Raw genomic sequence first — 23,074 nt, forward strand, 5'->3', positions numbered from 1 at the left:
GTCGTGTCGTCGCACCGCGCCGCGCGCGATCCGTCACCTCACCCATCCGACAGCCCTGGTGTCGGAACCCGTCAAGACGTACCCCCGGCACGGTCGATAGTACCGCGGCTGCGTCCCCCTGTCGCAGCGCCGATCCTCCGAGCGTTCGCCATCCCCTGAACTCGCGTGGAGAACTATAGATGAGTACCTTGTCACGTTTCGGCCGGCTCGCACTGGCCTTCGGTCTCGCCGCGGCGCCGCTGCTCGCGCTCGCCGCGGCGCCCGCCGCTTTCGAAAACTCGCTCGCCTCGCTCGATCGCGTCGACCGCCAGGTGATGCCCGCGGTCGACCTGCAGGCGCTGCGCAACGACGACGCGCGACGCGCGCGCGGCGCGTTGCCCCCGCGTTTCGCCGTGCCGATCGCAGTTGCGCTGAACCCGGAAAAATCCGGTACCTGGGAAGACCTCGACGCCGGGCACCGCATCTGGCGCCTGCGCATCACCTCGCCGGGCGCTCACTCGATCAACCTCGGCTTCACGCAATACCACATGCCGGCCGGCGGTCGCCTGCTCGTCTATCCGGCCGGCATGCAGCGCAACGCCGACCCGACCCTCGTGCGCGAATTCTCGGACGCGGACAACGCGCCGCACGGCCAGTTGTGGACGCCGATCGTCATGAGCGACGACATCGTCGTCGAAGCCGTGGTGCCGCGCGAGCGCACCGGCGAACTCGTGCTGGAACTCACTTCGGTCAACCACGACTATCGCGGCTTCGGCCGCGTCGCCGCCGAAATCGCGACCGGCGTCACGCCGGCCGACGTCGGCGACGTGTCGGGCTCGTGCAACGTCGACGTGGTCTGTCCCGAAGGCGATCCGTACCGCGACCAGATCCGCGCCGTCGCCGTGTACTCCACCGGCGGCAGCACGTTCTGCACGGGCAGCCTGCTCAACAATACCGCGCAAGATCGCAAGATGTACTTTTTGACCGCGGCGCACTGCGGCATCAACTCCGGCAACGCCGCGTCGCTCGTCGTCTACTGGAACTTCCAGAACTCGTTCTGCCGCCCGGTCGGCAGCGCCGCGAGCGGCGCGGCCGGCAACGGCACGATGGGCCAGTTCCAGACCGGCGCGATCTTCCGCGCCGCCAACACGCCGTCCGACTTCACGCTGGTCGAACTCGACGACGCGCCGAACCCGGCGCACAACCTGTTCTGGAACGGCTGGGATCGCCGCAGCCAGAACTTCCCGTCCGCGTTCGGCATCCACCATCCGGCGACGGCCGAAAAGCGTATCAGCCTGTCGACGACGTCCACCGCGACGACGAGCTACAACTCGACCGCCGAACCCGGCGACGGTACGCACGTGCAGGTGAAGTGGCGGCCCGGTATCGGCGTGACCGAGGGCGGCTCGTCCGGCTCGCCGTTGTACAGCCCGGAAAAGCGCGTGATCGGCCAGCTCCACGGCGGCCCGTCGTCATGCAGCGCGACCGACGCGAACAAGCGCGACTACTACGGCCGCGTCTCGGTGTCGTGGGCCGGCGGCGGCTCCAACGCGACACGCCTGTCGAACTGGCTCGACCCGGGCAGCACCGGCGCGCAGACGCTCGACGGCCTCGACAACACCGGCGGCCCCGGCAACACGCCGCCGACCGCGAACTTCAGCTTCACCACGAGCGCGCTGACCGCGACGTTCACCGACACGTCGAGCGACAGCGACGGCACGATCGCGTCGCGCAGCTGGGCATTCGGCGACGGCACCACGTCGACCGCGACCAATCCGACCAAGACCTACGGCGCGTCCGGCACCTACAGCGTCACGCTGACCGTGACCGACAACGGCGGCGCGACCAACAGCGCGACGAAATCGGTGACCGTGTCGGGCGGCGGCGGCGGCAACGTGCTGACGAACGGCGTGCCGGTCACCGGCATCTCCGGCGCGCTGAACAGCGAGCAGACGTGGACGCTCGTCGTGCCGGCCGGCGCGAGCAACCTCACGTTCACGACCGCCGGCGGCAGCGGCGACGTGGACATGTACGTGCGCTTCGGCGCGGCGCCGACGACGAGCACGTACGACTGCCGTCCGTATACGTCGGGCAACGCCGAAACCTGCAATATCGCGACGGCGCAGGCCGGCACGTACTACGTGATGCTGCGCGGCTACGCGGCGTATTCGGGCGTGACGCTGACCGGCAGCTACACGACCGGCGGCGGCGGCGGCACGTTCTCGAACGCGACGGACGTCGCGATCACCGACAACGCGACGGTCGAAAGCTCGATCACGGTCAGCGGCATCGCCGGCAACGCGCCGGCGGCGTTGCAGGTCGCCGTCGACATCAAGCACACGTACATCGGCGATCTGAAGGTCGACCTCGTCGCGCCGAACGGCACGTTGTTCAACCTGTGGAATCGTACCGGCGGCGGCACCGACAACATCATCCAGACGTTCACGGTGAACGCCTCGGCGGTGACGGCGAACGGTGTGTGGAAGCTGCGCGTGAACGACAACGCGAGCGCCGATACCGGCAAGATCGACAGTTGGGGATTGACGTTCTGAGGTAGAGACGCGCCTTCACCACGCTCGTCATTCCGGCGAAAGCGGAAATCCGGCTTTTGCCTTTGCGCCGAAAGCAAAAACCGGATCCCGGCGCTCGCCGGGATGACGAGCCTTACAACAGCTGGTCGATGTCCTTCGGCCAGCTGTCGTGCAGCAGGCGCGACAGCGCACGGTCGGCGAGCACCTTGCCGCCGGTCTGGCAGCGCGCGCAGTAGTTCGCCTCGTTTTCGGCGTAGACGATGCGCTGCACCGGCGCACCGCAGACCGGACACGGCTTGCCGTAGCGGCCGTGCACGGCCATCGCGTCGTGGAACGCGGTGACTTTTTCCGGGAACGCCTCTGCGGCATCGTCGCGCAGCCGCGTTGTCCACTCGGCAAGAACTTGCTTCGTTGCTTCGTACAGCCGTTCCGCGTCGGCCGGCGCGAGCTTCGCGCCGAGCGCGAACGGCGACAGCCGCGCGCGATGCAGGATCTCGTCGGAATAGCTGTTGCCGATGCCGCTGAACAATCGCGGATCGGTCAGCGCGCGCTTGATGGTGTGGTTGCCCTGCGCCAGCCGCTGCGCGAAAGCGACCGCGTCGATCGCGAACACGTCGACGCCGCCCGGATCGAGCGCGGCGAGCGCCGCCTCGCCCGCCACGTAGTGCAGCGACGCGCGCCGCTTGCTGCCCGCTTCGGTGAGAAACAGCGTGCCGCGGTCGAATTCGAAGCTCGCCAGCGCGATCTTGCCCGGCGCCTTGCCGCCGGCGTCGCGCCAGCGCAACCGGCCGGCGATCATCAGATGGATCACCAGGAACCGTTCGCCCGACAGCGCCAGCACGATGCGCTTGCCGAGCCGGCGCACGCCGGTCACCTCGCGCCCGGCGGCGTCGCCGATCGGCGGATCGACCGTGCGCAGCACGAACGGATTGGCGAGCAGGACCTTGCGCAGCGCACGCCCGACGATGCGCCGCTCCAGATGTTCGACGTAGACGACGATGTCGGGCAGTTCCGGCACGGACGCATCCTTATTTCATTTGCAACAAATCCCACGCGTTGCCGTAGAGATCTTCGAACACGGCCACGGTGCCGTAATCCTCGTAGCGCGGCTTCTCGCGAAACTTCACGCCGTGGGCCGTCATGCGCGCGTAGTCGCGCTCGAAGTCGTCGGTGTTGAGGAACAGGAAGACGCGGCCGCCGGTCTGGTCGCCGATGCGCGCGGCCTGCTCGGGCGTCGCGGCCTGCGCGAGCAGCAGGCGCGTGCCGGTACCGCCGCGCGGCGCGACCAGCACCCAGCGCTTGCCGCCGCCGCGGTCGGTGTCTTCGACGAGGTCGAAGCCGAGCGCCTGCGTGTAGAACGCGATCGCTTCGTCGTAGTCGCGCACGACGAGGGTCAGCGCGCCGATCGATTGCTGCATGACGGTCTCCGTATTGCCGGCCGCCACGATACCATCGGCGCACGCCGCCCCGGAGCCTTCGCATGAACCGCCTGATCGCCGTCTGCCTGCTCGTCCTCGCCCCGTCGCTCGCGAGCGCGTTCGAACCGACCGCGACGCTGAAGGTGACGCCGGTGCTCAAGTCGACGACGAGCTGGGACGACAAGCCGCTCGCCTGGCCCGCCGGGCAGGCCGAAGCGACGGCCGTGACGATCGAAATCGCGCCGGGCGCCGAAACCGGCTGGCACAAGCATCCGGTGCCGTCGTTCGGCGTCGTGCTCGAAGGCACGCTCGAAGTCGCGCTCAAGGACGGCCGCACGCGGCGCGTCGAACAGGGCCAGGCGCTCGCCGAGGTGGTCGACACCTGGCACAACGGACGCAACCTCGATCCGAAAAAGCCGCTGAGACTCCTGGTTTTCTATACGAATACCGCCGGGCAGCCGCTGACGGTGAAAGAACAGCCTTAGAACGTTCGCGAACGCGCAACGAACGCACCGCGCCGGTGAGGCGAATTCGCGCTCCATTCCGTCCTTGAGATTCGAACGCGCCGTTGCGGCGCCGAACGGAATCGAATCATGCGTCTCCTGCGTTTTCTCGCCCTGCTCGTCTTCGCGCCGCTCGCCGGCGCGGCGAGCGTCAACGACCACTGGTGGAATCCCGACGCGCCCGGCTACGGCGTGATGCTCGAACACGTCGGCGACGGCGGCTACGCGCTGCTGTACGACTACGGCGCCGACGGTACGCCGCGCTGGTACGTCGCGCCGGCGCTCGATCGCTACGGCTCGACCGCGTCGGGCCAGCCGGCGCTGCGCGGCGACCTGTATCGCGTCGAAGGTTCGCCGTACGGCGCGCCGTACGATCCGGCGCGGCGCGGCCAGACGCGCGTCGGCACGATCAATCTCGAACCGCACGAAGTCGACCGCATGCTCGTCGTCACGACGATCGACGGCGTCGAGCGCTCGCAGTCGACGCGGCGGCTGACCTGGGCCGCGCCCGAATACGGCTATCGCTATCTCGGCGGCTTTTCGATGCGCCGCGTCGTCGAAGGCAATCCGATCGCGGTCGTGCAGAACTACTTCGCACCGTTCGACATCGAGCGCCGCGGCGACACGCTGCTGATGCAGGAAGTCGGTTCCCCGCGCGCGTGCAGCTACACCGGCGTCTATCGCCAGAACGGCCGTCTCGGCAGCGCGGTCGGCACGTACCGCTGCGACGAAACCGACGTCGGCACGTTCACGGCGAGCGAAATCGAGACCACCGGCAACGGCGTCAGCGGCCGTCTCGAACGCCGCGGCACGAACTACCGCGAATACGGCCGTTTCGGCGGCGTCACCCAGTATTCGCACACGACCGGTCCGATCGACTGACCGGTCGACGATCCCCCGGCGCAGGGACGCGCCTCTTTGTTCAGCTTTTTCTCGCTCGATCAGCGTTTTATGCGGCAATCGTCATAGCGCGTCGACATTGCCGGTCGTATGATCGGCCCCATCCCGTTCGCCGGGATGGGGGAATCGCCATGTTTCGCGTACTGGTGGCCAACAGCAAGGGCGGCAGCGGCAAGACGACGCTGACCTCGAACCTCGCCGGTTACTTCGCCCACAGCGGGCGGCGCACCGCGCTCGTCGACTGCGATCCCCAAGGCTCCTCGCTCGCGTGGTGCGCCCTGCGCGCGGCGCATCTGCCGCCGGTCCACGCGATCGCCGGCGAAGATCCGGTGCACGGCCTGCGCGGCAGCTGGCTGCTGCGCCTGCCGACCGCGACCGAAATCGTCCTGATCGACACGCCCGCCGGCCTGCGCTCGCACGAGTTCGCGCAGTTCGCGCGGCATGCCGACGTGCTGCTGATTCCGGTCGTGCCGTCGGCGATCGACCTGCGCGCGACGCTCGCGTTCATCGACCTCGTCGGCAAGCAGCCGGAAATCCGCCAGGGCCTGCTGCGACTCGGCCTGGTGGCGAACCGGCTGCGCGAGCGCACGCTCTCGGCGCGCACGCTCGACGCCACGCTCGAACGCCTGGCGCGCTACACGATCGCGCGCGTGCGCGATTCGCAGGTCTACGTCGGCCACAGCGCGGCCGGGCTGACGCTGTTCGACGATCCCGGCGCGCAGGCGCGCGCGCACCGCGAAGACTGGGCGCCGCTGACCGCATGGCTCGAAGCGCGCGCGGCCGACCGCGCGCCGCGCGGCGTCGTCACGCCGCTCGCCGCGGCGCGCAGACCGGCCTGATAAACTGCGCCACTTCGCGGGCGACCGCATTTACGGCCCGCCCGATGCCCGATTTTTCAACGCTTGCGCTCGCCCCGCCGCTTCAGCAGGCGCTCGAGGCGCTCTCGTACACCACAATGACGCCGGTGCAGGAACACGCGCTGCCGCCGATGCTCGACGGCCGCGACGTGATCGCCCAGGCCAAGACCGGCAGCGGCAAGACCGTCGCCTTCGGTCTCGCGCTCGTCGCACGCATCGACGCCGCGCAGATCGGCGTGCAGGCGCTCGTGCTGTGCCCGACGCGCGAGCTCGCCGACCAGGTCAGCAAGGAAATCCGTCGCCTCGCGCGGTTCGTGCCGAACGTGAAGCTGTCGACGCTGTGCGGCGGCGTGCCGCTGCGCGTGCAGGCCTCGTCGCTCGCGCATGCGCCGCACATCGTCGTCGGCACGCCGGGCCGGCTGCAGGAACACCTCGACGCCGGCAACCTCGATCTGACCGGCCTGCGGGTGCTCGTGCTCGACGAGGCCGACCGTATGCTCGACATGGGTTTCGCCGACGCGATCGCCGGCATCGTCGGACAGACGCCCAAGGCGCGGCAGACGCTGATGTTCTCCGCGACGTATCCGGACGAGATCCGCGCCGCCAGCCGCGCGTATCAGCGCGAGCCGGTCGACGTGACGGTCGAGGCCGCGCACGACGACGTCGCGATCGTGCAGCGTCTCGTCGACGTCGACGAGGACAGCAAGCTCGACGCGCTCGCGTGGCTGCTCGGCCAGCACAAGCCCGAGTCGGTGATGGTGTTCTGCAATACGCGGCGCGACACGCAGGACGTCGCCGACGCGCTCGACGCGCGCGGCTACAGCGTGCTGGCGCTGCACGGCGATCTCGAACAGCGCGACCGCGACGAGGTGCTGGTGCGCTTCGCCAACCGCAGCGCGACGATCCTCGTGGCGACCGACGTCGCCGCGCGCGGCCTCGACGTGCGCGAGCTGGCCGCCGTCGTCAACTACGACGTGCCGAGCGACCCCGACACGTACATCCACCGCATCGGCCGCACGGGCCGCGCCGGCAGCGGCGGTCTCGCGCTGACGCTCGCGACGGCCCGCGAAGCGTCGCGCGTCGCGGCGATCGTCGATCGCCTCGGCGCCGAACCGCGGCGCGAAGCGGCGAAGCTCTCGCCGGGCAAGCTGCGCACCGGCGCGCTCGCGCCGATGGTGACGCTCGTCGTCGACGGCGGCCGTAAGGACAAGGTGCGGCCGGCCGACATCCTCGGCGCGCTGACCGGCAGCGCCGGGCTGCCTGGCACCGTGGTCGGCAAGATCGACATCTTCGACGTGCGGGCCTACGTCGCGATCGAACGCGGCGTCGCGGACAAGGCGCTGGAGCGGCTGCGGGCCGGGAAGATCAAGGGGCGCAGTTTTCGGGTGCGCAAGCTGGTTTGAGGATTGGAGCCCTCTCCCCCAAGCTCGCTTGGGGGAGAGGGTTGGGTGAGGGGAGCCGCCGGAATCTGCGTTCCGCTCGGCGAGGTGCGCAGTGTCGCCCCCTCACCCCGGCCCTCTCCCCCGACGGCAGTCGGGGGAGAGGGAGAACACTACGGCTGCTTCGACGCAAACCCCGCCCAGGCCCCGAACTGCTGCCCGACCACCTCGTCGACCTTCGCCGCAAACTTGTCGAAGCCGTGCGCCGACGTGCCGCTGACGCGGTACGTCACCGTCGCCTCGGTGCCGACGTCGTTCGGCTTGAGCGACACCTCGAGCACCGCCGACACGGCCATCGCCTGCAGCGGTCCGAGCGCGCCGGCGATGCGCACCGTCTTTTCGTTCTCGACGAACACGACGCGCCCGTGCTCGGCGCTGCCGCCCTTCCAGCGCTCGCAGAAGCACGACCCGGCGTCGAGCTTGAGACTCAGGTTCTTCGCCTCGCCCGACCAGGTGTGGTCCTTCGGCCACCACTGCCCCGGCTGGGCGAGCGCCGCCCACGCGGCGGCCGGCTTCGCCGAAATGTCGTAGCGGTGCGTGACGATGAAGCCGTCGGCCGACACCTGCTTGAGATCGGCATGCGCGGACGGGGCCGCGACGAGGGCGAGAACGAGAAAAGCGGCGCGCGGCATGGCGAAACTCCTCGCAACGGATGCGACGGCGAGCCTGCCACGAAACCGGGCCGCCGCGCGACCCGCCGCGTATCGGCCTCGAGCCCTTGATCGTCGACCGCCGCGAAGGCGACACTTGGGAACTCTCCGCCCAGCCCCAGGTCGGAGCCCAGCCCACCGGAGTATCCCGATGTCATCGACGAATGCCGCAACGATCATTCGCCAGACCCTGACCACCGACAAGATCGCGCGTCAGACCTATACGCTGCTCGGCATCATCGTGGCCGTCGCCGCCGCGGGCGCCGGCATCGGTCTCGCCGTGGGCTTGAAGCCCAGCCTCGTCACCGCCATCGCGCTGATGGTCGTGTTCATCGGCGGCCCGTTCCTGATCGAACGCATCAAGAGCGGCGACGCGGCGATCTACACCACGATCGGCTGGGCGGGTCTCGTCGGCTTCCTCCTGAGCGCGGTCGTCGGCGCGTACCTCAAGATGCCCGGCGGCAACATGATCGTGCTCAACGCGCTCGGCACGACCGCGCTGGTGTTCTTCACGCTGTCGGGCTACGCGCTCGTCACGCGCAAGGACTTCAGCTTCATGGGCGGGTTTCTGACGGTCGGCTGCGTCGTCGTGTTCGTCGCGGCGATCGCCAACCTCTTCTTCGCGATGCCGCTGCTGAGCCTCATGATTTCCGGCGTGTCGGTGCTCCTGATGTCCGGCTTCATCCTGTACGACACCAGCCGCATGATCCACGACGGCGAGGCCAACTGCGTCGACATCGCCGTGTCGCAGTTCGTCAACATCACGATCCTCTTCATGCACCTCTTGCGCCTGTACTCGTTCTTCGCCGGCGACGACGAATAGCCGTCACTTCTTCGGCCACGGCCACTGCGACACCGGCGGCGACGCTGGTGTCGTCGTTTTCGGCGGCGGCGTGGCAAGCTTCCAGCGAACGTAAGCCATCGCCGCGTAATACAGCATGCCGAACGCGAGCACGGTCTGCGGCTTCTGCTGCCACAGCCCCTTGCCGGTTGCCGCGATGCCGAGCTCGGCGCGCACCTGCGCGGTCAGGCCGAGCTCCGGAACCGGCAGGATGACGGTCGCGAACACGCCGAGGATGTAGAACAGCGCGCCGCAGCCCCAGAGCGCCTGCTGGCGCCGGATTTCCTCGTCGCGCGGCACCGGCGCTAGCCACACCATCGCGAGCCGTCCGACGAGCAGCCACAGGAAGACGTGGATCACCCACGGCCGGTTCATGCCGTAGGCGAAGCCGAGCACGAACAGCATGTAGAACGCGCCGAAGCCGAGTACGCCGAGCGTCTTCTTCCAGCGCGACGTCGTCGGCGACAGCACGATGCTGCCGATGAACGCGCCGGAGTGGACGAGCAGGAATTCGAGCAGCATCAGGACGAGCAGGTCGCCGACGAGCGTCGTGCCGAAGCCGAGCGGATGTATCCACGTGTAGACGAAGAACGACGCGGTGACCGCATCCGGCGTGGCCGCGGCGACGCGGCGGAACGTGTCGAGCATCGCGACTCCCCTTCGCTTCCCGATGCCGCGAGTATCGCCTACGTCGCCGGACGCTGCTCGACCTTCGGTTCCGCGATCTCGCCGCCCGGCTTCGCCTTGCCGGACATCTCGTTGCCCGCATCGGCCGGCAGGTGCCACATCATCCACGCCGACGCGGCCGAACACAGGCCGACGACGAAGAACGCAAACTGGAAATTTTCCGCCGCGGTCTCGGCGCGGCCGGTCGCGAACGCGGCGAGCTGCAGCGCGTAGCCGCCGACCGCAACCCCCATGCTCAGCGACAGCTGCTGCATCATGCCGGCGAGGCTCGACGCCTGCCCCATCTGCGCCGATTCCACTTCGGCGTACGCGATGGCGTTCAGGCTCGTGAACTGCAGCGAGCGGAAGCAGCCGGCGACGAGCAGCACGGCGGAAATCAAGAGATGCGGCGTCTGCGCGGTGAACAGGCCGTAGCCGCCGAGCAGCGCGGAGGCGACGAGCGCGTTCGTCAGCAGTATCCGACGGAAGCCGTAGCGCCGCAGGATCGTCGCCGCGAGCGTTTTCATGAACATTGCGCCGGCCGCCGAAATGAACGTGAGGAGACCCGACTGCAGCGGCGTGAGGCCGAAGCCGAGCTGCAGCATCAACGGCAGCAGGAACGGTGTCGCGCCGACGCCGATGCGAAACAGCGAACCGCCAACGACGCCGGCGCGAAACGTTTCGAGGCGAAACAGCGACAGGTCGAGCAGCGGTCGCGGATGCCGCCGCGCGTGGAACACGTACGCGACGAGCGCGACGAGGCCGATCGCCAGGCACGACAGCGCGATCGGCAGCGGCACCAGATGCCGACCGATCGTCGAGAAGCCGAACAGCGTCAGCGCGAGGCCGACGCCCGACAGCGCGAAGCCGGTCCAGTCGAGGGGGCCGGCCTCGTCGCGCAGCTGCGGAATGTGCCGCTGCGCGAGCGCGATGCCGACGAGCCCCATCGGGATATTGATCAGAAAGATCCAGCGCCAGTCGAAATACGTGACGATGAACCCGCCGAGCGGCGGCCCGAGCATCGGCCCGACGAGCGCCGGAATCGTGAGCCACGACAGCGCGACGACGAGTTCGCTCTTGGGCACCGTGCGCAGAATGACGAGCCGGCCGACCGGCACCATCAGCGCGCCGCCCATGCCCTGCACGAAGCGCGCGGCGACGAGCGTCGGCAGCGAGCCCGACGCGGCGCAGCCGATCGAGCCCAGCAGGAACACGGCGATCGCGACGATGAAAGTGGTGCGCGCGCCGAAGCGGTCGGCGATCCAGCCGCTGACGGGAATGAACACGGCCAGCGCGATCAGGTAGGTCGTCAACGCGAGCTTCAGCGCGACGGGAGAGGTGGAGAGATCGATCGCCATCGCCGGCAGCGCCGTCGAGATCGCGGTCGAATCCATGTTCTCGATGAACAGCGCGCACGCGACGATCAGCGGCAACAGGCGCTCGGGTCTCACGTTTCGGCCTTGCGGAAAAACCCGTCTATGATCCCCGCTATCGCCGCCATCGACAACCGCCATGCAGCCCGACCAGCGCACGCACCTCGAGGAACTGTTCGGCCGCTTCGGCCCGGTTCGCGTGAAGGCGATGTTCGGCGGCTACGGCATCTACTGCGGCGAGCGATTCTTCGCGGTCGTCATCGACGGCGACATCGGCCTCAAAGTGGACGATGCGAACCGGCAGGCATTCGTCGACGCCGGCTGCGCGCCGCTCGTGTACCGGCGCATGAAGGAGCCGATGCCGATGAGCTTCTGGTCGGTGCCGGCCGAGGCGCTCGACAGCGAGGAGGCGATGCGTCCGTGGGCGCGCCTCGCGCTCGACGCGGCCGAGCGCAAGGCGGCGTCGAAGCCGAAGAAAACTAGTCGTTGAAACCGTCGGCGAACAACGCGTCGACGATCGTCACGCGATACAGCACCGCGTCGCCGATGCCGTAGCTGCCGATCAGCAGCTGCCCGTCCGGCGTCATGCCGAAGCCGGTCGGCATGCGCGGCAGATGACCGACGACGACGCGCTGCCAGCCGTCGTCGGGCCGCGCGGCGTAGATCGCGCCGGTGCAGAAGTCGGCGAACACGTAGCGGCCTTCGAGTTGCGAATACTCGCCGTTGCGCACGCGCGGGCCGCCGATCACGGCGCAGCCTTCGTTGTGGTCGTATTCGATGACGGGCAGCGTGAGACCGGTCGTGTCGCAGCCGGGATTCGGATAGCAGTGCGTGCCTTCCATGCGGTTCCAGCCGAAATTCACGCCGAACCGCGTGCCGGCCGGCACGAACGACACCTCCTCGTACGTCGACTGGCCGACGTCGCCGATCCACAGGTCGCCGGTCAGCGCATCGAAGCTGAAGCGATACGGATTGCGCAGGCCGAGCGCCCAGATTTCCGGCAGCGCGCCGGGCGTGCCGACGAACGGATTGTCGGCCGGAATGCCGTACGGCTGGCCGACGGGAATATTGTTCACATCGACGCGAAGTATCTTTCCGTACCGTTCGGCGAGCGACTGCGGATCGTGCACCGGCGTGAACGGCGGTCCGCCGTCGCCGCAGCCGATGTAGAGATAGCCGTCGGGACCGAAGCGCACCTCGTTGCAGTTGTGCGTCGGGTGCGGCTGGGACAACGTCAGAAGCTCGGTCTCGGATGCGGGATCGGCCGCGAGCACCGGGCCCGGCAGCAGGTGAAACCGCGACACGCGCGAAGCGCCGTCGAGGCGGATGTAGTGCGCATAGACGAAAGGATTCGCCGGAAACGCCGGCGACAGCGCGAAGCCGGTGAGGCCCTGCTCGAAGCCGGTCGACAGCGTGCGGTCGGTGATATCCAGAAACGGCGCCGCGCGCAGCACGCCGTTTTCGACGAGGCGCACGCGGCCGAGCTGTTCGGCGACGAACACCTTGTCCGGATACAGCGGCGTCGAGACGATCGTCGTGAGGCGGTCGAGGCCCGTGGCGACGGGCACGAAATCGATGAGGTCGGTAGCGGCAGTCGATACCGGGAACGCGGCGAAAAACAGAAGCAAAGCAGCAAAGCGGGTCATGTAGCCTCCCCCTCGAGGCGATGACGGACTCCAGTCAGCCGTAGTCAGCGTGAAAGTTCGGCGAAAGCTATCAGCCGAACCTCCCTCTCCCCCAAGCCTGCTTGGGGGAGAGGGCCGGGGCGACGAGGCGACGCCCGGCTGTTCGTCGAGCGCAACGCAGGTTCAGCGGCACCCCCTCAACCCATCCTTCTCCCCCAAGCAAGCTTGGAGGAGAAGGAGTCGTGATTTTCAACGCCACGCAAGGTTCGAACCGAACTACGCCCGGCTTCCGCTTTGTGGATTTATTCCGATCGGCGCGGCGATATCGCCGACCATCGCCTCGACCGACACGCCCGCGCCCGGCAGCCGATGCCACTGCGGATCGTCCGGCGTCACGCGCAGCATATATGCCCAGTGCACCACGAGCACCGGTCCCGCGCCCGACGACATCTGCATCTCGAAGCGCGGATCGCCCTGCCCCCCGATCGAACCCGTGCCGATCGTCGTCGAACCGTCGCCGTGTACAAACGTGATGTGCACCCGCCCTTGCGGCGTGACGCTCGCGAAGAACGTCATGTCGTTCTTGCCCGACGCGTCGGGCTCGCTGCCGGCCGGCGTCACGAGCGCCGACGCGACACCCCAGAAGTACCCGTCGGCGTAACCGGCGATCGACCACACCGTCTGGTCGATCACCGGCTCGAAGCGATTGCCCGGCAGCGTGCGCAGCGCGGGCATGCAGGCGGCAGCGCAGTACCAGTACGTGCCGGCAAGCCAGGCGTAGTCTGTGCGCGGCGGCGTCATCGGATTCCCCCGGAATCAGGTTCCGCCATTTTGCAGCGAATTGTACTTTTCCGCAACACGGGAACGACGAGGCCCGGACATGCCGGGCCTCGTTCGAACGCGTTGTCGCGGCAGATCAGACCCCGACCGGGCTCGCCTTCTCGACGTCGATCTTCCATTCCTTCGCCGCGCGCGCGACGTCCTTCGCGTGCATCTTGCCTTCCTGCGCGAGCGCGGCGATCGCCGCATGCGCGATGTAGTAGCGGTCGACTTCGAAGAACCGGCGCAGGTTCGCGCGCGTGTCCGAGCGGCCGTAGCCGTCGGTGCCGAGCACGGTGTAGCGCTTGCCTTCGGGCATGAACGCGCGGATCTGGTCGGCGTACTGGCGCACGTAGTCGGTCGCGGCGATCGCCGGACCCGCGCGATCCTTCAGCTGCGACGTCACGTACGCGACACGCGGTTCGGCTTCCGGATGCAGGCGGTTCCAGCGCTCGGCTTCGTAGCCGTCCTTGCGCAGTTCAGAGAAGCTCGGGCAGCTCCAGATGTCGCTGGTGACGCCGAATTCCTTCTCCAGCAGCTCGGCCGCGAAGATCACTTCGCGCAGGATCGTGCCCGAGCCGAACAGCTGCACGTGCGGCGCGTTCTTCTTCGGCTTGCCGCCGTCCTTGAACAGGTACATGCCCTTGATGATGCCGTCCTCGGCGCCCTGCGGCATGTCCGGGTGGCTGTAGTTCTCGTTCATCACGGTCACGTAGTAGTACGTGTCCTCCTGCTCGGTCAGCATGCGGCGCACGCCGTCCTGCAGCACGACCGCCACTTCGTAGCTGAAGGTCGGATCGTAGGCGCGGCAGTTCGGAATCACGCCGGCCAGCAGATGGCTGTGACCGTCTTCGTGCTGCAGGCCTTCGCCGTTCAACGTCGTGCGGCCCGACGTGCCGCCGACGAGGAAGCCGCGCGCGCGCATGTCGCCGGCCGCCCAGCACAGGTCGCCGACGCGCTGCATGCCGAACATCGAATAGAAGATGAAGAACGGCAGCATCGGCAGGTTGTTCGTGCTGTAGCTCGTCGCCGCGGCGATCCAGCTGCACGTCGCGCCGGCCTCGGTGATGCCTTCCTGCAGCACCTGGCCGCTCGTGTCTTCGCGGTAGTACAGGAGCTGGTCGGAGTCCTGCGGCTTGTACTTCTGGCCGAACGGCGCGTAGATGCCGATCTGGCGGAACATGCCTTCCATGCCGAACGTGCGCGCCTCGTCGGCGACGATCGGCACGATGCGCGGACCGATCGTCTTGTCGCGCAGCAGGAGGTTCAGGCCGCGCACGAACGCCATGGTCGTGGAGATTTCGCGCTCGCCGCTGCCCTTGGTGATCTGCTCGAGCGCGGACAGTTCCGGCACCGGCAGCGACTCGCTCTTCTGGCGGCGCTGCGGCAGCGAGCCGCCGAGCGCCGCGCGGCGCTCGAGCATGTATTTGACTTCCGGCGAATCCTTGCCGGGGTGATAGAACGGCACGTCGCCGATCTTGTCGTCGCCGATGGGGATGTTGAAGCGGTCGCGGAATGCGCGCACCGCCTCGTCGTCCATCTTCTTCTGCTGGTGCGTGATGTTCATCGACTCGCCGGCGCCGCCCATGCCGTAGCCCTTGACGGTCTTGGCGAGGATCACGGTCGGCCGGCCGTTCGTCGACATCGCTTCGGCGTACGCGGCGTAGACCTTGTGCGGATCGTGGCCGCCGCGGTTCAGGCGCCAGATGTCCTCGTCCGACAGGTTGGCGACCATTTCCTTGAGCTCGGGGTACTTGCCGAAGAAATGCTCGCGCGTGTACGCGCCGCCGAACGCCTTGCACGCCTGGTATTCGCCGTCGACGGTTTCCATCATCAGGCGGCGCAGCGTGCCCTTGGTGTCGCGCGCGAGCAGCGGATCCCAGTACGAGCCCCACACCACCTTGACGACGTTCCAGCCGGCGCCGCGGAACACGCCTTCGAGTTCCTGGATGATCTTGCCGTTGCCGCGCACCGGACCGTCCAGGCGCTGCAGATTGCAATTGATGACAAAGACGAGATTGTCCAGTTTTTCGCGACCGGCCAGCGAAATCGCGCCGAGCGATTCGGGCTCGTCGGTTTCGCCGTCGCCCATGAAGCACCACACCTTGCGGTCGCTCGCGGGCATCATTTCGCGGTGTTCGAGGTACTTCCAGAAGCGCGCCTGGTAGATCGCCATGATGGGACCCAGCCCCATCGAGACGGTCGGCGTCTGCCAGAAGTCGGGCATCAGCCACGGATGCGGATACGACGACAGGCCGCCGCCGTCCACTTCCATGCGATAGCGGTCGAGCTGCGATTCGTCGATGCGGCCTTCGAGGAACGCGCGCGCGTAGATGCCCGGGCTCGAATGGCCCTGCACGTACAGGAGGTCGCCCGGATGGCTCTCGCTCGGCGCACGCCAGAAATGGTTGAAGCCGACGTCGTACAACGTCGCCGAGGACGCGAAGCTCGCGATATGGCCGCCGAGCTCGCCCGGCTTGCGATTGGCGCGCACGACGGTCGCGAGCGCGTTCCAGCGGATCAGCGAACGGATGCGCCATTCCATCGCGGCGTCGCCCGGATTGCGCTTTTCCAGATGTGTCGGAATGGTATTGATGTACTCGGTCGTCGGCTGGAACGGCAGATGGCCGCCGGCCCGGCGGGTCGCCTCGACCATGCGTTCGAGCAGGTAATGCGCGCGGTCCGGGCCGTCGGCGCCGATCACGGCGTTCAACGCGTCGATCCATTCCTGGGTTTCGACCGGATCGAGATCCTGGTTCAAGATGTCTTGCAGCATGTTCACGGCTTACCCTCCACGAACGCCGTCCGACTGGGATGAACGCGGCGCTCTTTGCTGTTGTCGTCGTCGAAAGCAATGGCGCGGGCCAACGACCTGCGCAACAGGTCAAGTCTAGCCGTACGGTTCGAATCTGCCTATCGAACGAACGTTTAGGGTGTGCCGCGATGCGGCACGAAGCCGCGGCGCGAACCGTCGCGGTTCGCGCCGGTCGCGCCGCCGGATCAGCCGAGGATGGCGGCGCCGAGCTTGGCCTGCCCGCGAATCTGCGCCTCGACGCAGGCGATGGCGGTCATGTTGAGCACGCGGCGCACGGTCGCCGACGGCGTCAGCACGTGCACGGGCTTGGAGACGCCCATCAGGATCGGGCCGAGCACGACGCCGTCGGTCATCGCGCGCGTCATGTTGAACGCGATGTTCGCCGAGTCGAGATTCGGGAACGCGAACACGTTCGCGCAGCCCGACAGCTGCGAGTTCGGGAAGATGCGCTGTCGGATTTCCTCGTTCATCGCCGCGTCGGCCTGCATCTCGCCTTCGATCTCGAGCTTCGGCGCGCGCTTGCGCACGATTTCGAGCACGCGGCGCATCTTGCACGCGTTCGGCGTTTCGGCGCTGCCGAAGTTCGAATGCGACAGCAGCGCGATCTTCGGATGGATGCCGAACAGCTTCAGGCGGATCGCGGCCTGCAGCACCGCCTCGGCGATGTCTTCGGCGCACGGGTCGGGCTGCACGTGCGTGTCGAGATAGAAGAACACGCCCTTGTCGTTGAACACGGCCGACATCGACGACGGCTTGTCGACGCCGGCGTCGAGACCGATCACCTCGCGGATGTACGCAAGCTTCTTGCCGTAGCGGCCGACGACGCCGCAGATCAGCGCGTCGGCTTCGCCGCGCTCGACCATCAGCGCCGCGATCACCGTAGAGCGCGAACGCACGACGGCCTTGGCCAGCGCCGGCGTCATGCCGCGGCGTTCCATCAGGCGATGGTAGTGCTGCCAGTAGTCGTTGAAGCGCGGATCGTCGTTGATGTTGCACAGGTCGAAGTCGACGCCGGCCTTGATGCGCAGGCCGATGCGCTCGATGCGCTTGTTGATGACGTCGGGCCGGCCGATCAGGATCGGCCGCGCGAGGCCCTCGTCGACGACGACCTGCACCGCGCGCAGCACCGTTTCTTCTTCGCCTTCGGCGTACGCGACGCGCTTGGGGTCGGCCTTCGCGCGATCGAACACCGGCTTCATGATGAGGCCGGTGCGGAACACGAAGCTCGTGAGCTTTTCGCGATACGCGACGGGGTCGGGGATCGGGCGCGTCGCGACGCCGGAAATCGTCGCGGCGTGCGCGACGGCCGGCGCGAGTTCGACCAGCAGGCGCGGATCGAACGGCTGCGGAATCAGATAGTCGGCGCCGAACGACAGCGGCTTGCCGCCGTACGCTCGCGCGGCGACGTCGCTGACTTCGCGCCGCGCGAGCGCGGCGATCGCATGCACGCAGGCGACCTTCATCGCTTCGTTGATCGTCGTGGCGCCGACGTCGAGCGCGCCGCGGAAGATGTACGGAAAGCACAACGCGTTGTTGACCTGGTTCGGATAGTCCGAACGGCCGGTCGCGATGATCGCGTCGGGGCGGACCGACCGGGCGAGCTCCGGCAGGATCTCCGGCGTCGGATTGGCCAGCGCGAGAATCACCGGCCGTTCGGCCATCGTCGCGACCATGTCGGGCTTGAGCACGCCGCCGGCCGACAGGCCGAGGAAGATGTCGGCACCGACGACGATCTCGGCGAGGCTGCGCGCGGACGTGGCGCGCGCGTAGCGCGACTTCGCCTCGTCCATGTCTTCGGTGCGACCTTCGAAGACGACGCCGAATTTGTCCGCGACGAGGATGTTCTCGGGCTTCACGCCGAGCTGCACGAGCATGTCGAGGCAGGCGATGCCGGCCGCGCCGGCGCCGGAGCACGCGACGCGCACCTTGCCGATGTCCTTGCCGGTGACCTTGAGCGCGTTGATCACGGCGGCGCCGACGATGATCGCGGTGCCGTGCTGGTCGTCGTGGAAAACCGGAATTTTTACTCTTTCGCGCAGCTTGCGCTCGACGACGAAGCATTCGGGCGCCTTGATGTCTTCAAGGTTGATGCCGCCGAACGTCGGTTCGAGGCTCGCGATGATGTCGACGAGCTTGTCCGGGTCGAGTTCGTCGATTTCGATGTCGAACACGTCGATGCCGGCGAACTTCTGGAACAGCACGCCCTTGCCTTCCATCACCGGCTTCGCCGCGAGCGGGCCGATCGCGCCCAGGCCCAGCACGGCGGTGCCGTTCGTGATCACGGCCACGAGGTTGCCGCGCGCGGTGACGGTCGATACCTCGTTCGGATCGTCGACGATCGCCTCGCACGCGGCGGCGACGCCGGGCGAGTACGCGAGCGCGAGATCGCGCTGCGTGAGCATCGATTTGGTCGGTGTGACCTTGATCTTTCCGGCGGGGGCCTGGCGGTGGTAGTCGAGCGCGGCTTGCTTGAGTTCTTCTGAGTTCGACATGGGCGATGGCGCGCGCAAATGCTTGCCGCGCAACGACTTAGGGCGGGCGCAGGAATATAGCACAGGCGCCCGTGCCGCCCGGCCGCGAAACTATGCGCGTATCGCATGGTTCGATGACGGCGCCGCGCGACCGCGGCTCGCGGCGCGCTTTCGGGAAAGGTGGACTTCGCGCGGCGCAAGACGCGGCGTAGTGGCGTGCGGGAAAAAACGGGCGTCGCGCGACGGCGGGGGAAAGAGGCTAACGATGGCCTTCGCGCGGCGCCTCCCGTGAAATGGACGGGAGCAACGAAAGCGCGATGCGAGGCGGCGCGGATGACACGGCGACCGTCCTGATCGCCGTATCCGGGCCCAATGTGCGCACCGTGACGCTGCGCATGCTACCCCCTGGAGATTCGCGGCGCGGCGATCATCCGATCGCTGCGCCTGAAGTCCCGGCTAGGTTAGACCCGGCAATGGCGTTGCGCACATCGGTCACATTTTTTTGCACTCGGCGACGATCCGTATCCGACTCACAATCCGAGTACGAGATCCTCCGCTTCGACATGCGCCATGCGAATGTGGTTGGCGAACAGCGAGAACGCGAGCATGCCGGCAAGCCCGTTCGCGCGGCGCGCCCACGGCGGCAGGTACATCGGCTGCGCGATGTAGCCCGATGAAAAATACGGCTCCAGCGCGATCACGTCGTGCAGCGCCATCTTGCCCGCGAACAACGCCCTGCACAGCGACAGGCGCCGGTTCTTCAACGCCCAGCGAAAGAACGTGTGGACGGTCATCAGGCCGTGCAGGTACACATTGTCCTTGGTGAACGCCGCGCCGCCGGTCACCGGCACGCCGCGAAACACGCGCTGCGCCGACGAGAAGCTGTCGGCTTCGGTCTGGCCCGAATCGAGGAAGTAGCGGAACACCTCGATGAAGTCGGCGCCGCCGAGCGCCATGTGGATCGCGACGATGCGCAGCGAAATGCGCTTCATCCGCTCGATGTCGATAGAGCCGGACATCAGCTCGGCGAATACCGCGAGCCCTTCCTGCGTCGCGGTGACGCGGGGCGACGAACGCGACAGCGACTTGAGGTTCGGCTGCTCGCGACCGTTGAGACCCGTCAGCGAATGCACGAACGCTTCGTGCTCGATCAGCTGGTGGCGATCGTACTCGGTGAAACAGGTGGCCGAGCGCAGGCGGATGCGCGTCGGGCCGGCCGCGGCCTTGGCGATCAGGTCGGGGTCGATCTCCACGTCCACTTTGTGCGAATGGAAGAACGCGTCGAGCTGCTGCTGCAGTTCGAGGCGCAGCACTTCGGCCGGAATGCAGTAGTCGGCGTCGCGGCTGCCGAGTTCCTGATCGAACTCTCCGGCAAGGCCGATGAAGTGCCTCGCGGCGTCGAGGTTCGTCAGTTCCGATCCGGCGAGGAGATCGCCGGGGCGTCCGTACAAGCGGATCGAATGTCCGGTGATCGCCGGCGTGCCGACCGCATCGAGCAGTTCCGTCGCGATGCGCCACGATTCGGCGCTGCTGCGCAGGTATTTGCCGACCGGATGGCCCGGGTCGGCTTCGTGCGCGATCGCGGCGAGTTCGGCGCGTTCGCCGGCGAGTCCGGGCGCGCGGTATTCGATATGCGGCAACCGGCGTTCGCCGCGCTGCCAGTCGTCGCAGAAGCGCTGTTGCGCCGAAGCGGGCCAGCTCACCGCCTGCAGCAGGCGGATGCCGCGCGTCGCGGCGACGAGGCGCCGGTCCAGCGCCGTGCAACGTTCGAGGATGCGCTCCTCGCCGGAATCGAGTATGGCCACCATGGCCCGAATATAGCGCGGCGACGCGACAACCGAACGTGATGCGACGAGGCTAGCGCCGCCCGTACTTTCCCTTGAGCCGCTGCCCGAGCGCCTTGTTCGCGACGTGCGGTTCGCCCTTGCGCTTGAGCTGCGCTTCGAGATTCGCCGCCTGCACGTCGAGTTCGCCGCGCAGTTTCTGGTAGCTGGCCCAGCGCTCGTCCGACAGATCGCCCGCGTCGAGCGCCGCGCGCACGGCGCAGCCGGGTTCGCTCTGGTGCGCGCAGTCGCCGAAGCGGCACTGCGCGGCGAGCGCGTCGATGTCGGCGAACTGGCCGGCGTCGAGGTCTTCCTCGCCGGTGAGTTTCAGTTCGCGCATGCCGGGCGTGTCGATCAGGCAGCCGCCCTGCGGCAGCGAGATCAGCGCACGGAACGTCGTGGTGTGGCGCCCGCGGCTGTCGTTCGCGCGCACTTCGTTCGTCGCCATGCGTTCGCGGCCGAGCAGCGTATTGGTCAGCGTCGACTTGCCGACGCCCGACGAACCCACGACGACGACGGTCTGCCCGGGCCCGATATACGGATGCAGCACCCCGAGACTGGCGGCGTCCTTGGCGTTGACCGGATGGATTTCGACGTCGGGCAGCACGTCCATGACGTCGGCCATGACCGCCTCGAGGTCTTCGTGGCGATCGGCCTTGGTCAGCACGACGACGCAGTGCGCGCCCGACGCCTGCACCAGCGCAAGATAGCGTTCGAGGCGGCGCGGATTGAAATCGCCGTCGAGGCCCATCAGCACCATCACCGTATCGACGTTCGTGGCGATCAGCTGGCGCTGGTAGCGCTCGCCGGCCGCCGCGCGGGTCAGCGCGGCGTGGCGCGGCAGGATCGTTTCGATCTGCACCGGGTTGCCGGGCTTGAGCAGCACGAAGTCGCCGACGGCCGGGCGTTCGGTGGGATCGAGCGAGCGTTTGAGGAACCGCGGCGCCGGCTGGACGGTGGATTCTTCTTCGCCGTCGTGCACGACGTAGCCGTTGCGATGCTGGATCAGGACGCGGGCGGGCCGGTGGTCGGACGGGGCGTCGTCGGGCAGCGCGATTTCGTCGCGCCAGCCGATCGCGGCGAGACGGGCGCGCTGTTCGGGAGTTAACTGCATGGCCCGATTCTAAAAGAAAACCCGGAGCCTTCCTGGCTCCGGGCTTCGTCCCGACCTGAAACGAAAGTCAAAACCTCAGGCTTTCGGCACCACGGCGACCGCCGCGGCGACCGCGGCGCGCTTGAGCGCCTCGACGAGGCTGCCGTCGACGAGCGCGGCGTGGCCGGCGGTGATCACTTCGGCGCCCGGCTCGACGCCGGCCAGCACCTGCACGTTGTTGCCCGACTCGTAGCCCAGCTTGACCGGCACCTTGACGGCCTTGCTGTCGCGGACGATGAAGACGCTCGAATCGCGATCGCCGGTCAGAAGCGCCGACTTCGGCACGAGGATCGCCGCGGCGACGTGGTCGTACGAGATCTCGAGGCGCGAGAACAGGCCGGGGCGCAGGAGGCGTTCGCCGTTGTCGACCTTGACCAGCACTTCGACCGTGCCGCTCTTGGCGTCGACGACCGGGCTGACGCGCTCGACGGTCGCCTGGAACGTGGCGCCCGGCAACGCATCGGCGCGGTATTCGACCGGCTGGCCCGGCTTGAGCGCAACGCTCGCCCGTTCCGGCACGCGCAGGCGCGCCTTGAGATCGGAAAAGTCGGCCATTTCGAACGCCACGTCGTTCGCCTTGAGCAGCTGGCCTTCCTTGACCCAGCGGCGCGTCACGACGCCGTCGAACGGCGCGACGACCGCGCACTTGGACAGCGACAGACGTGCAAGCTCGACTTCGGCCTTGCGCGAGGCAAGGTCGGACTTGTTCTGTTCGTACAGGTTCTTGGCGATCAGCTGGCGCTCGAACAGGCGCTCGTTGCGCATGTCGTTGTGGCGCAGGCGTTCCATTTCCGCCTCGGCCTGGCGCACCAGCACCGCATGGCGTTCGCCGTCGAGCTTGGCGAGGATCTGGCCCTTGCGCACGAACTGGCCTTCCTCGACGTTGAGCTTGAGCACGACGCCGCCGATTTCGCTGACGACCTTGGCCTCGCGCTCGGCTTCGAGAGTGGCCGTGCCGGCGTACTTAGCGGTGATGTCGCCCTGCGCGACGGCCGCGACCTCGACCGGCACCGCGTCGACCTTCGGCTTCTTCGCGTCGGCCTCGGCCGTGGCGGAATGCGCGTCGCTGCCGCAACCGCTGATCAGCGGCAGGGCGGCGGACAGGAGAATCAGAGAAGCGAAGATGCGCGTTTTCATGGTCGTGGCTGTTGCCCTGGTGTTGTAGGTAACTATAACACCAATACTGTTATCGTCAAGCGGGAATGCTATGT

Annotated in this window: 19 protein-coding genes; 7 read left to right on the top strand and 12 right to left on the bottom strand. The window is 67.7% G+C overall.

Annotation, left to right across the window (positions count from 1 at the left end):
• Positions 1 to 179 precede the first annotated feature (179 nt).
• On the top strand, positions 180 to 2,531 hold the full coding sequence (locus tag OD750_RS14755) for a proprotein convertase P-domain-containing protein (protein ID WP_263541447.1): 2,352 nt from the start codon (positions 180 to 182) through the stop codon (positions 2,529 to 2,531).
• 112 nt (positions 2,532 to 2,643) lie between these two features.
• Here OD750_RS14755 and OD750_RS14760 read toward each other — a convergent pair whose 3' ends face one another.
• On the bottom strand, positions 2,644 to 3,528 hold the full coding sequence (locus tag OD750_RS14760) for an Fpg/Nei family DNA glycosylase (protein ID WP_263541448.1): 885 nt from the start codon (positions 3,526 to 3,528) through the stop codon (positions 2,644 to 2,646).
• Between the two features lie 10 nt (positions 3,529 to 3,538).
• On the bottom strand, positions 3,539 to 3,928 hold the full coding sequence (locus tag OD750_RS14765) for a VOC family protein (RefSeq protein WP_263541449.1): 390 nt from the start codon (positions 3,926 to 3,928) through the stop codon (positions 3,539 to 3,541).
• Between the two features lie 62 nt (positions 3,929 to 3,990).
• Here OD750_RS14765 and OD750_RS14770 point away from each other — a divergent pair, with 62 nt between their 5' ends.
• From OD750_RS14770 to dbpA, 4 genes are all read left to right on the top strand, one after another.
• Entirely contained in the window at positions 3,991 to 4,413 is a 423-nt protein-coding gene (locus OD750_RS14770) for a cupin domain-containing protein (protein ID WP_263541450.1), read from the top strand.
• A 108-nt stretch (positions 4,414 to 4,521) separates the two neighbouring features.
• A complete protein-coding gene (locus tag OD750_RS14775; protein WP_263541451.1) occupies positions 4,522 to 5,313 on the top strand; it encodes a hypothetical protein in 792 nt (263 codons plus the stop codon).
• Between the two features lie 149 nt (positions 5,314 to 5,462).
• A complete protein-coding gene (locus tag OD750_RS14780) occupies positions 5,463 to 6,170 on the top strand; it encodes a ParA family protein (protein ID WP_263541452.1) in 708 nt (235 codons plus the stop codon).
• A 44-nt stretch (positions 6,171 to 6,214) separates the two neighbouring features.
• Positions 6,215 to 7,591 carry an ATP-dependent RNA helicase DbpA gene (gene dbpA, locus OD750_RS14785; RefSeq protein WP_263541453.1) on the top strand — a complete coding sequence of 459 codons (1,377 nt, stop codon included), beginning with the start codon at positions 6,215 to 6,217 and terminating at the stop codon, positions 7,589 to 7,591.
• 149 nt (positions 7,592 to 7,740) lie between these two features.
• Here the strand turns inward: dbpA and OD750_RS14790 are convergent, their stop codons facing one another.
• A complete protein-coding gene (locus OD750_RS14790; RefSeq protein WP_263541454.1) occupies positions 7,741 to 8,259 on the bottom strand; it encodes a hypothetical protein in 519 nt (172 codons plus the stop codon).
• Between the two features lie 169 nt (positions 8,260 to 8,428).
• Here OD750_RS14790 and OD750_RS14795 point away from each other — a divergent pair, with 169 nt between their 5' ends.
• Complete coding sequence (locus tag OD750_RS14795; RefSeq protein ID WP_263541455.1) at positions 8,429 to 9,100, top strand: Bax inhibitor-1 family protein; 672 nt, start codon at positions 8,429 to 8,431, stop codon at positions 9,098 to 9,100.
• Between the two features lie 3 nt (positions 9,101 to 9,103).
• On the opposite strand, the gene OD750_RS14800 is transcribed toward OD750_RS14795, so the two are convergent.
• Together OD750_RS14800 and OD750_RS14805 are read right to left on the bottom strand one after the other, a co-directional pair.
• Complete coding sequence (locus tag OD750_RS14800; protein ID WP_263541456.1) at positions 9,104 to 9,766, bottom strand: hypothetical protein; 663 nt, start codon at positions 9,764 to 9,766, stop codon at positions 9,104 to 9,106.
• Between the two features lie 38 nt (positions 9,767 to 9,804).
• Positions 9,805 to 11,235, bottom strand: coding sequence for an MFS transporter (locus OD750_RS14805; RefSeq protein ID WP_272841994.1), 1,431 nt, complete (start codon positions 11,233 to 11,235; stop codon positions 9,805 to 9,807).
• Between the two features lie 61 nt (positions 11,236 to 11,296).
• Here OD750_RS14805 and OD750_RS14810 point away from each other — a divergent pair, with 61 nt between their 5' ends.
• Positions 11,297 to 11,647, top strand: coding sequence for a TfoX/Sxy family protein (locus OD750_RS14810; protein ID WP_263541458.1), 351 nt, complete (start codon positions 11,297 to 11,299; stop codon positions 11,645 to 11,647).
• Here OD750_RS14810 and OD750_RS14815 read toward each other — a convergent pair.
• The 7 genes from OD750_RS14815 to OD750_RS14845 all read right to left on the bottom strand — a co-directional run bounded on the left by OD750_RS14815 (position 11,637) and on the right by OD750_RS14845 (position 23,000).
• Entirely contained in the window at positions 11,637 to 12,803 is a 1,167-nt protein-coding gene (locus OD750_RS14815) for a PQQ-dependent sugar dehydrogenase (RefSeq protein WP_263541459.1), read from the bottom strand. The two genes, OD750_RS14810 and OD750_RS14815, sit on opposite strands and share 11 nt — an antisense overlap.
• A gap of 255 nt (positions 12,804 to 13,058) precedes the next feature.
• A complete protein-coding gene (locus OD750_RS14820) occupies positions 13,059 to 13,583 on the bottom strand; it encodes a hypothetical protein (RefSeq protein ID WP_263541460.1) in 525 nt (174 codons plus the stop codon).
• A 115-nt stretch (positions 13,584 to 13,698) separates the two neighbouring features.
• On the bottom strand, positions 13,699 to 16,377 hold the full coding sequence (gene aceE / locus OD750_RS14825; RefSeq protein ID WP_425508244.1) for a pyruvate dehydrogenase (acetyl-transferring), homodimeric type: 2,679 nt from the start codon (positions 16,375 to 16,377) through the stop codon (positions 13,699 to 13,701).
• A gap of 224 nt (positions 16,378 to 16,601) precedes the next feature.
• Positions 16,602 to 18,908 (bottom strand): NADP-dependent malic enzyme, encoded by a 2,307-nt coding sequence (locus tag OD750_RS14830; RefSeq protein ID WP_263541461.1) that lies wholly within the window; start codon positions 18,906 to 18,908, stop codon positions 16,602 to 16,604.
• 509 nt (positions 18,909 to 19,417) lie between these two features.
• Positions 19,418 to 20,695 (bottom strand): peptidase MATCAP family protein, encoded by a 1,278-nt coding sequence (locus OD750_RS14835; protein WP_263541462.1) that lies wholly within the window; start codon positions 20,693 to 20,695, stop codon positions 19,418 to 19,420.
• 49 nt (positions 20,696 to 20,744) lie between these two features.
• The gene (rsgA, locus tag OD750_RS14840) at positions 20,745 to 21,824 is read right to left on the bottom strand and encodes a ribosome small subunit-dependent GTPase A (protein ID WP_263541463.1); all 1,080 of its coding nucleotides are present in this window, start codon (positions 21,822 to 21,824) and stop codon (positions 20,745 to 20,747) included.
• A gap of 75 nt (positions 21,825 to 21,899) precedes the next feature.
• On the bottom strand, positions 21,900 to 23,000 hold the full coding sequence (locus OD750_RS14845) for an efflux RND transporter periplasmic adaptor subunit (protein WP_263541464.1): 1,101 nt from the start codon (positions 22,998 to 23,000) through the stop codon (positions 21,900 to 21,902).
• Positions 23,001 to 23,074: the final 74 nt, after the last annotated feature.

Source organism: Tahibacter soli (genome assembly GCF_025717065.2).
Classification (GTDB): domain Bacteria; phylum Pseudomonadota; class Gammaproteobacteria; order Xanthomonadales; family Rhodanobacteraceae; genus Tahibacter; species Tahibacter soli.

Excerpts from the sequence above, each read along its gene's own strand:
- dbpA (WP_263541453.1), top strand. The coding sequence starts at position 6,215 with ATGCCCGATTTTTCAACGCTTGCGCTCGCCCCGCCGCTTCAGCAGGCG.
- OD750_RS14790 (WP_263541454.1), bottom strand. The coding sequence starts at position 8,259 with ATGCCGCGCGCCGCTTTTCTCGTTCTCGCCCTCGTCGCGGCCCCGTCC.
- aceE (WP_425508244.1), bottom strand. The coding sequence starts at position 16,377 with ATGCTGCAAGACATCTTGAACCAGGATCTCGATCCGGTCGAAACCCAG.
- OD750_RS14775 (WP_263541451.1), top strand. The coding sequence starts at position 4,522 with ATGCGTCTCCTGCGTTTTCTCGCCCTGCTCGTCTTCGCGCCGCTCGCC.
- OD750_RS14800 (WP_263541456.1), bottom strand. The coding sequence starts at position 9,766 with ATGCTCGACACGTTCCGCCGCGTCGCCGCGGCCACGCCGGATGCGGTC.
- OD750_RS14820 (WP_263541460.1), bottom strand. The coding sequence starts at position 13,583 with ATGACGCCGCCGCGCACAGACTACGCCTGGCTTGCCGGCACGTACTGG.
- OD750_RS14795 (WP_263541455.1), top strand. The coding sequence starts at position 8,429 with ATGTCATCGACGAATGCCGCAACGATCATTCGCCAGACCCTGACCACC.
- OD750_RS14755 (WP_263541447.1), top strand. The coding sequence starts at position 180 with ATGAGTACCTTGTCACGTTTCGGCCGGCTCGCACTGGCCTTCGGTCTC.
- OD750_RS14765 (WP_263541449.1), bottom strand. The coding sequence starts at position 3,928 with ATGCAGCAATCGATCGGCGCGCTGACCCTCGTCGTGCGCGACTACGAC.
- OD750_RS14815 (WP_263541459.1), bottom strand. The coding sequence starts at position 12,803 with ATGACCCGCTTTGCTGCTTTGCTTCTGTTTTTCGCCGCGTTCCCGGTA.
- OD750_RS14845 (WP_263541464.1), bottom strand. The coding sequence starts at position 23,000 with ATGAAAACGCGCATCTTCGCTTCTCTGATTCTCCTGTCCGCCGCCCTG.
- rsgA (WP_263541463.1), bottom strand. The coding sequence starts at position 21,824 with ATGCAGTTAACTCCCGAACAGCGCGCCCGTCTCGCCGCGATCGGCTGG.
- OD750_RS14835 (WP_263541462.1), bottom strand. The coding sequence starts at position 20,695 with ATGGTGGCCATACTCGATTCCGGCGAGGAGCGCATCCTCGAACGTTGC.
- OD750_RS14810 (WP_263541458.1), top strand. The coding sequence starts at position 11,297 with ATGCAGCCCGACCAGCGCACGCACCTCGAGGAACTGTTCGGCCGCTTC.
- OD750_RS14830 (WP_263541461.1), bottom strand. The coding sequence starts at position 18,908 with ATGTCGAACTCAGAAGAACTCAAGCAAGCCGCGCTCGACTACCACCGC.
- OD750_RS14780 (WP_263541452.1), top strand. The coding sequence starts at position 5,463 with ATGTTTCGCGTACTGGTGGCCAACAGCAAGGGCGGCAGCGGCAAGACG.
- OD750_RS14770 (WP_263541450.1), top strand. The coding sequence starts at position 3,991 with ATGAACCGCCTGATCGCCGTCTGCCTGCTCGTCCTCGCCCCGTCGCTC.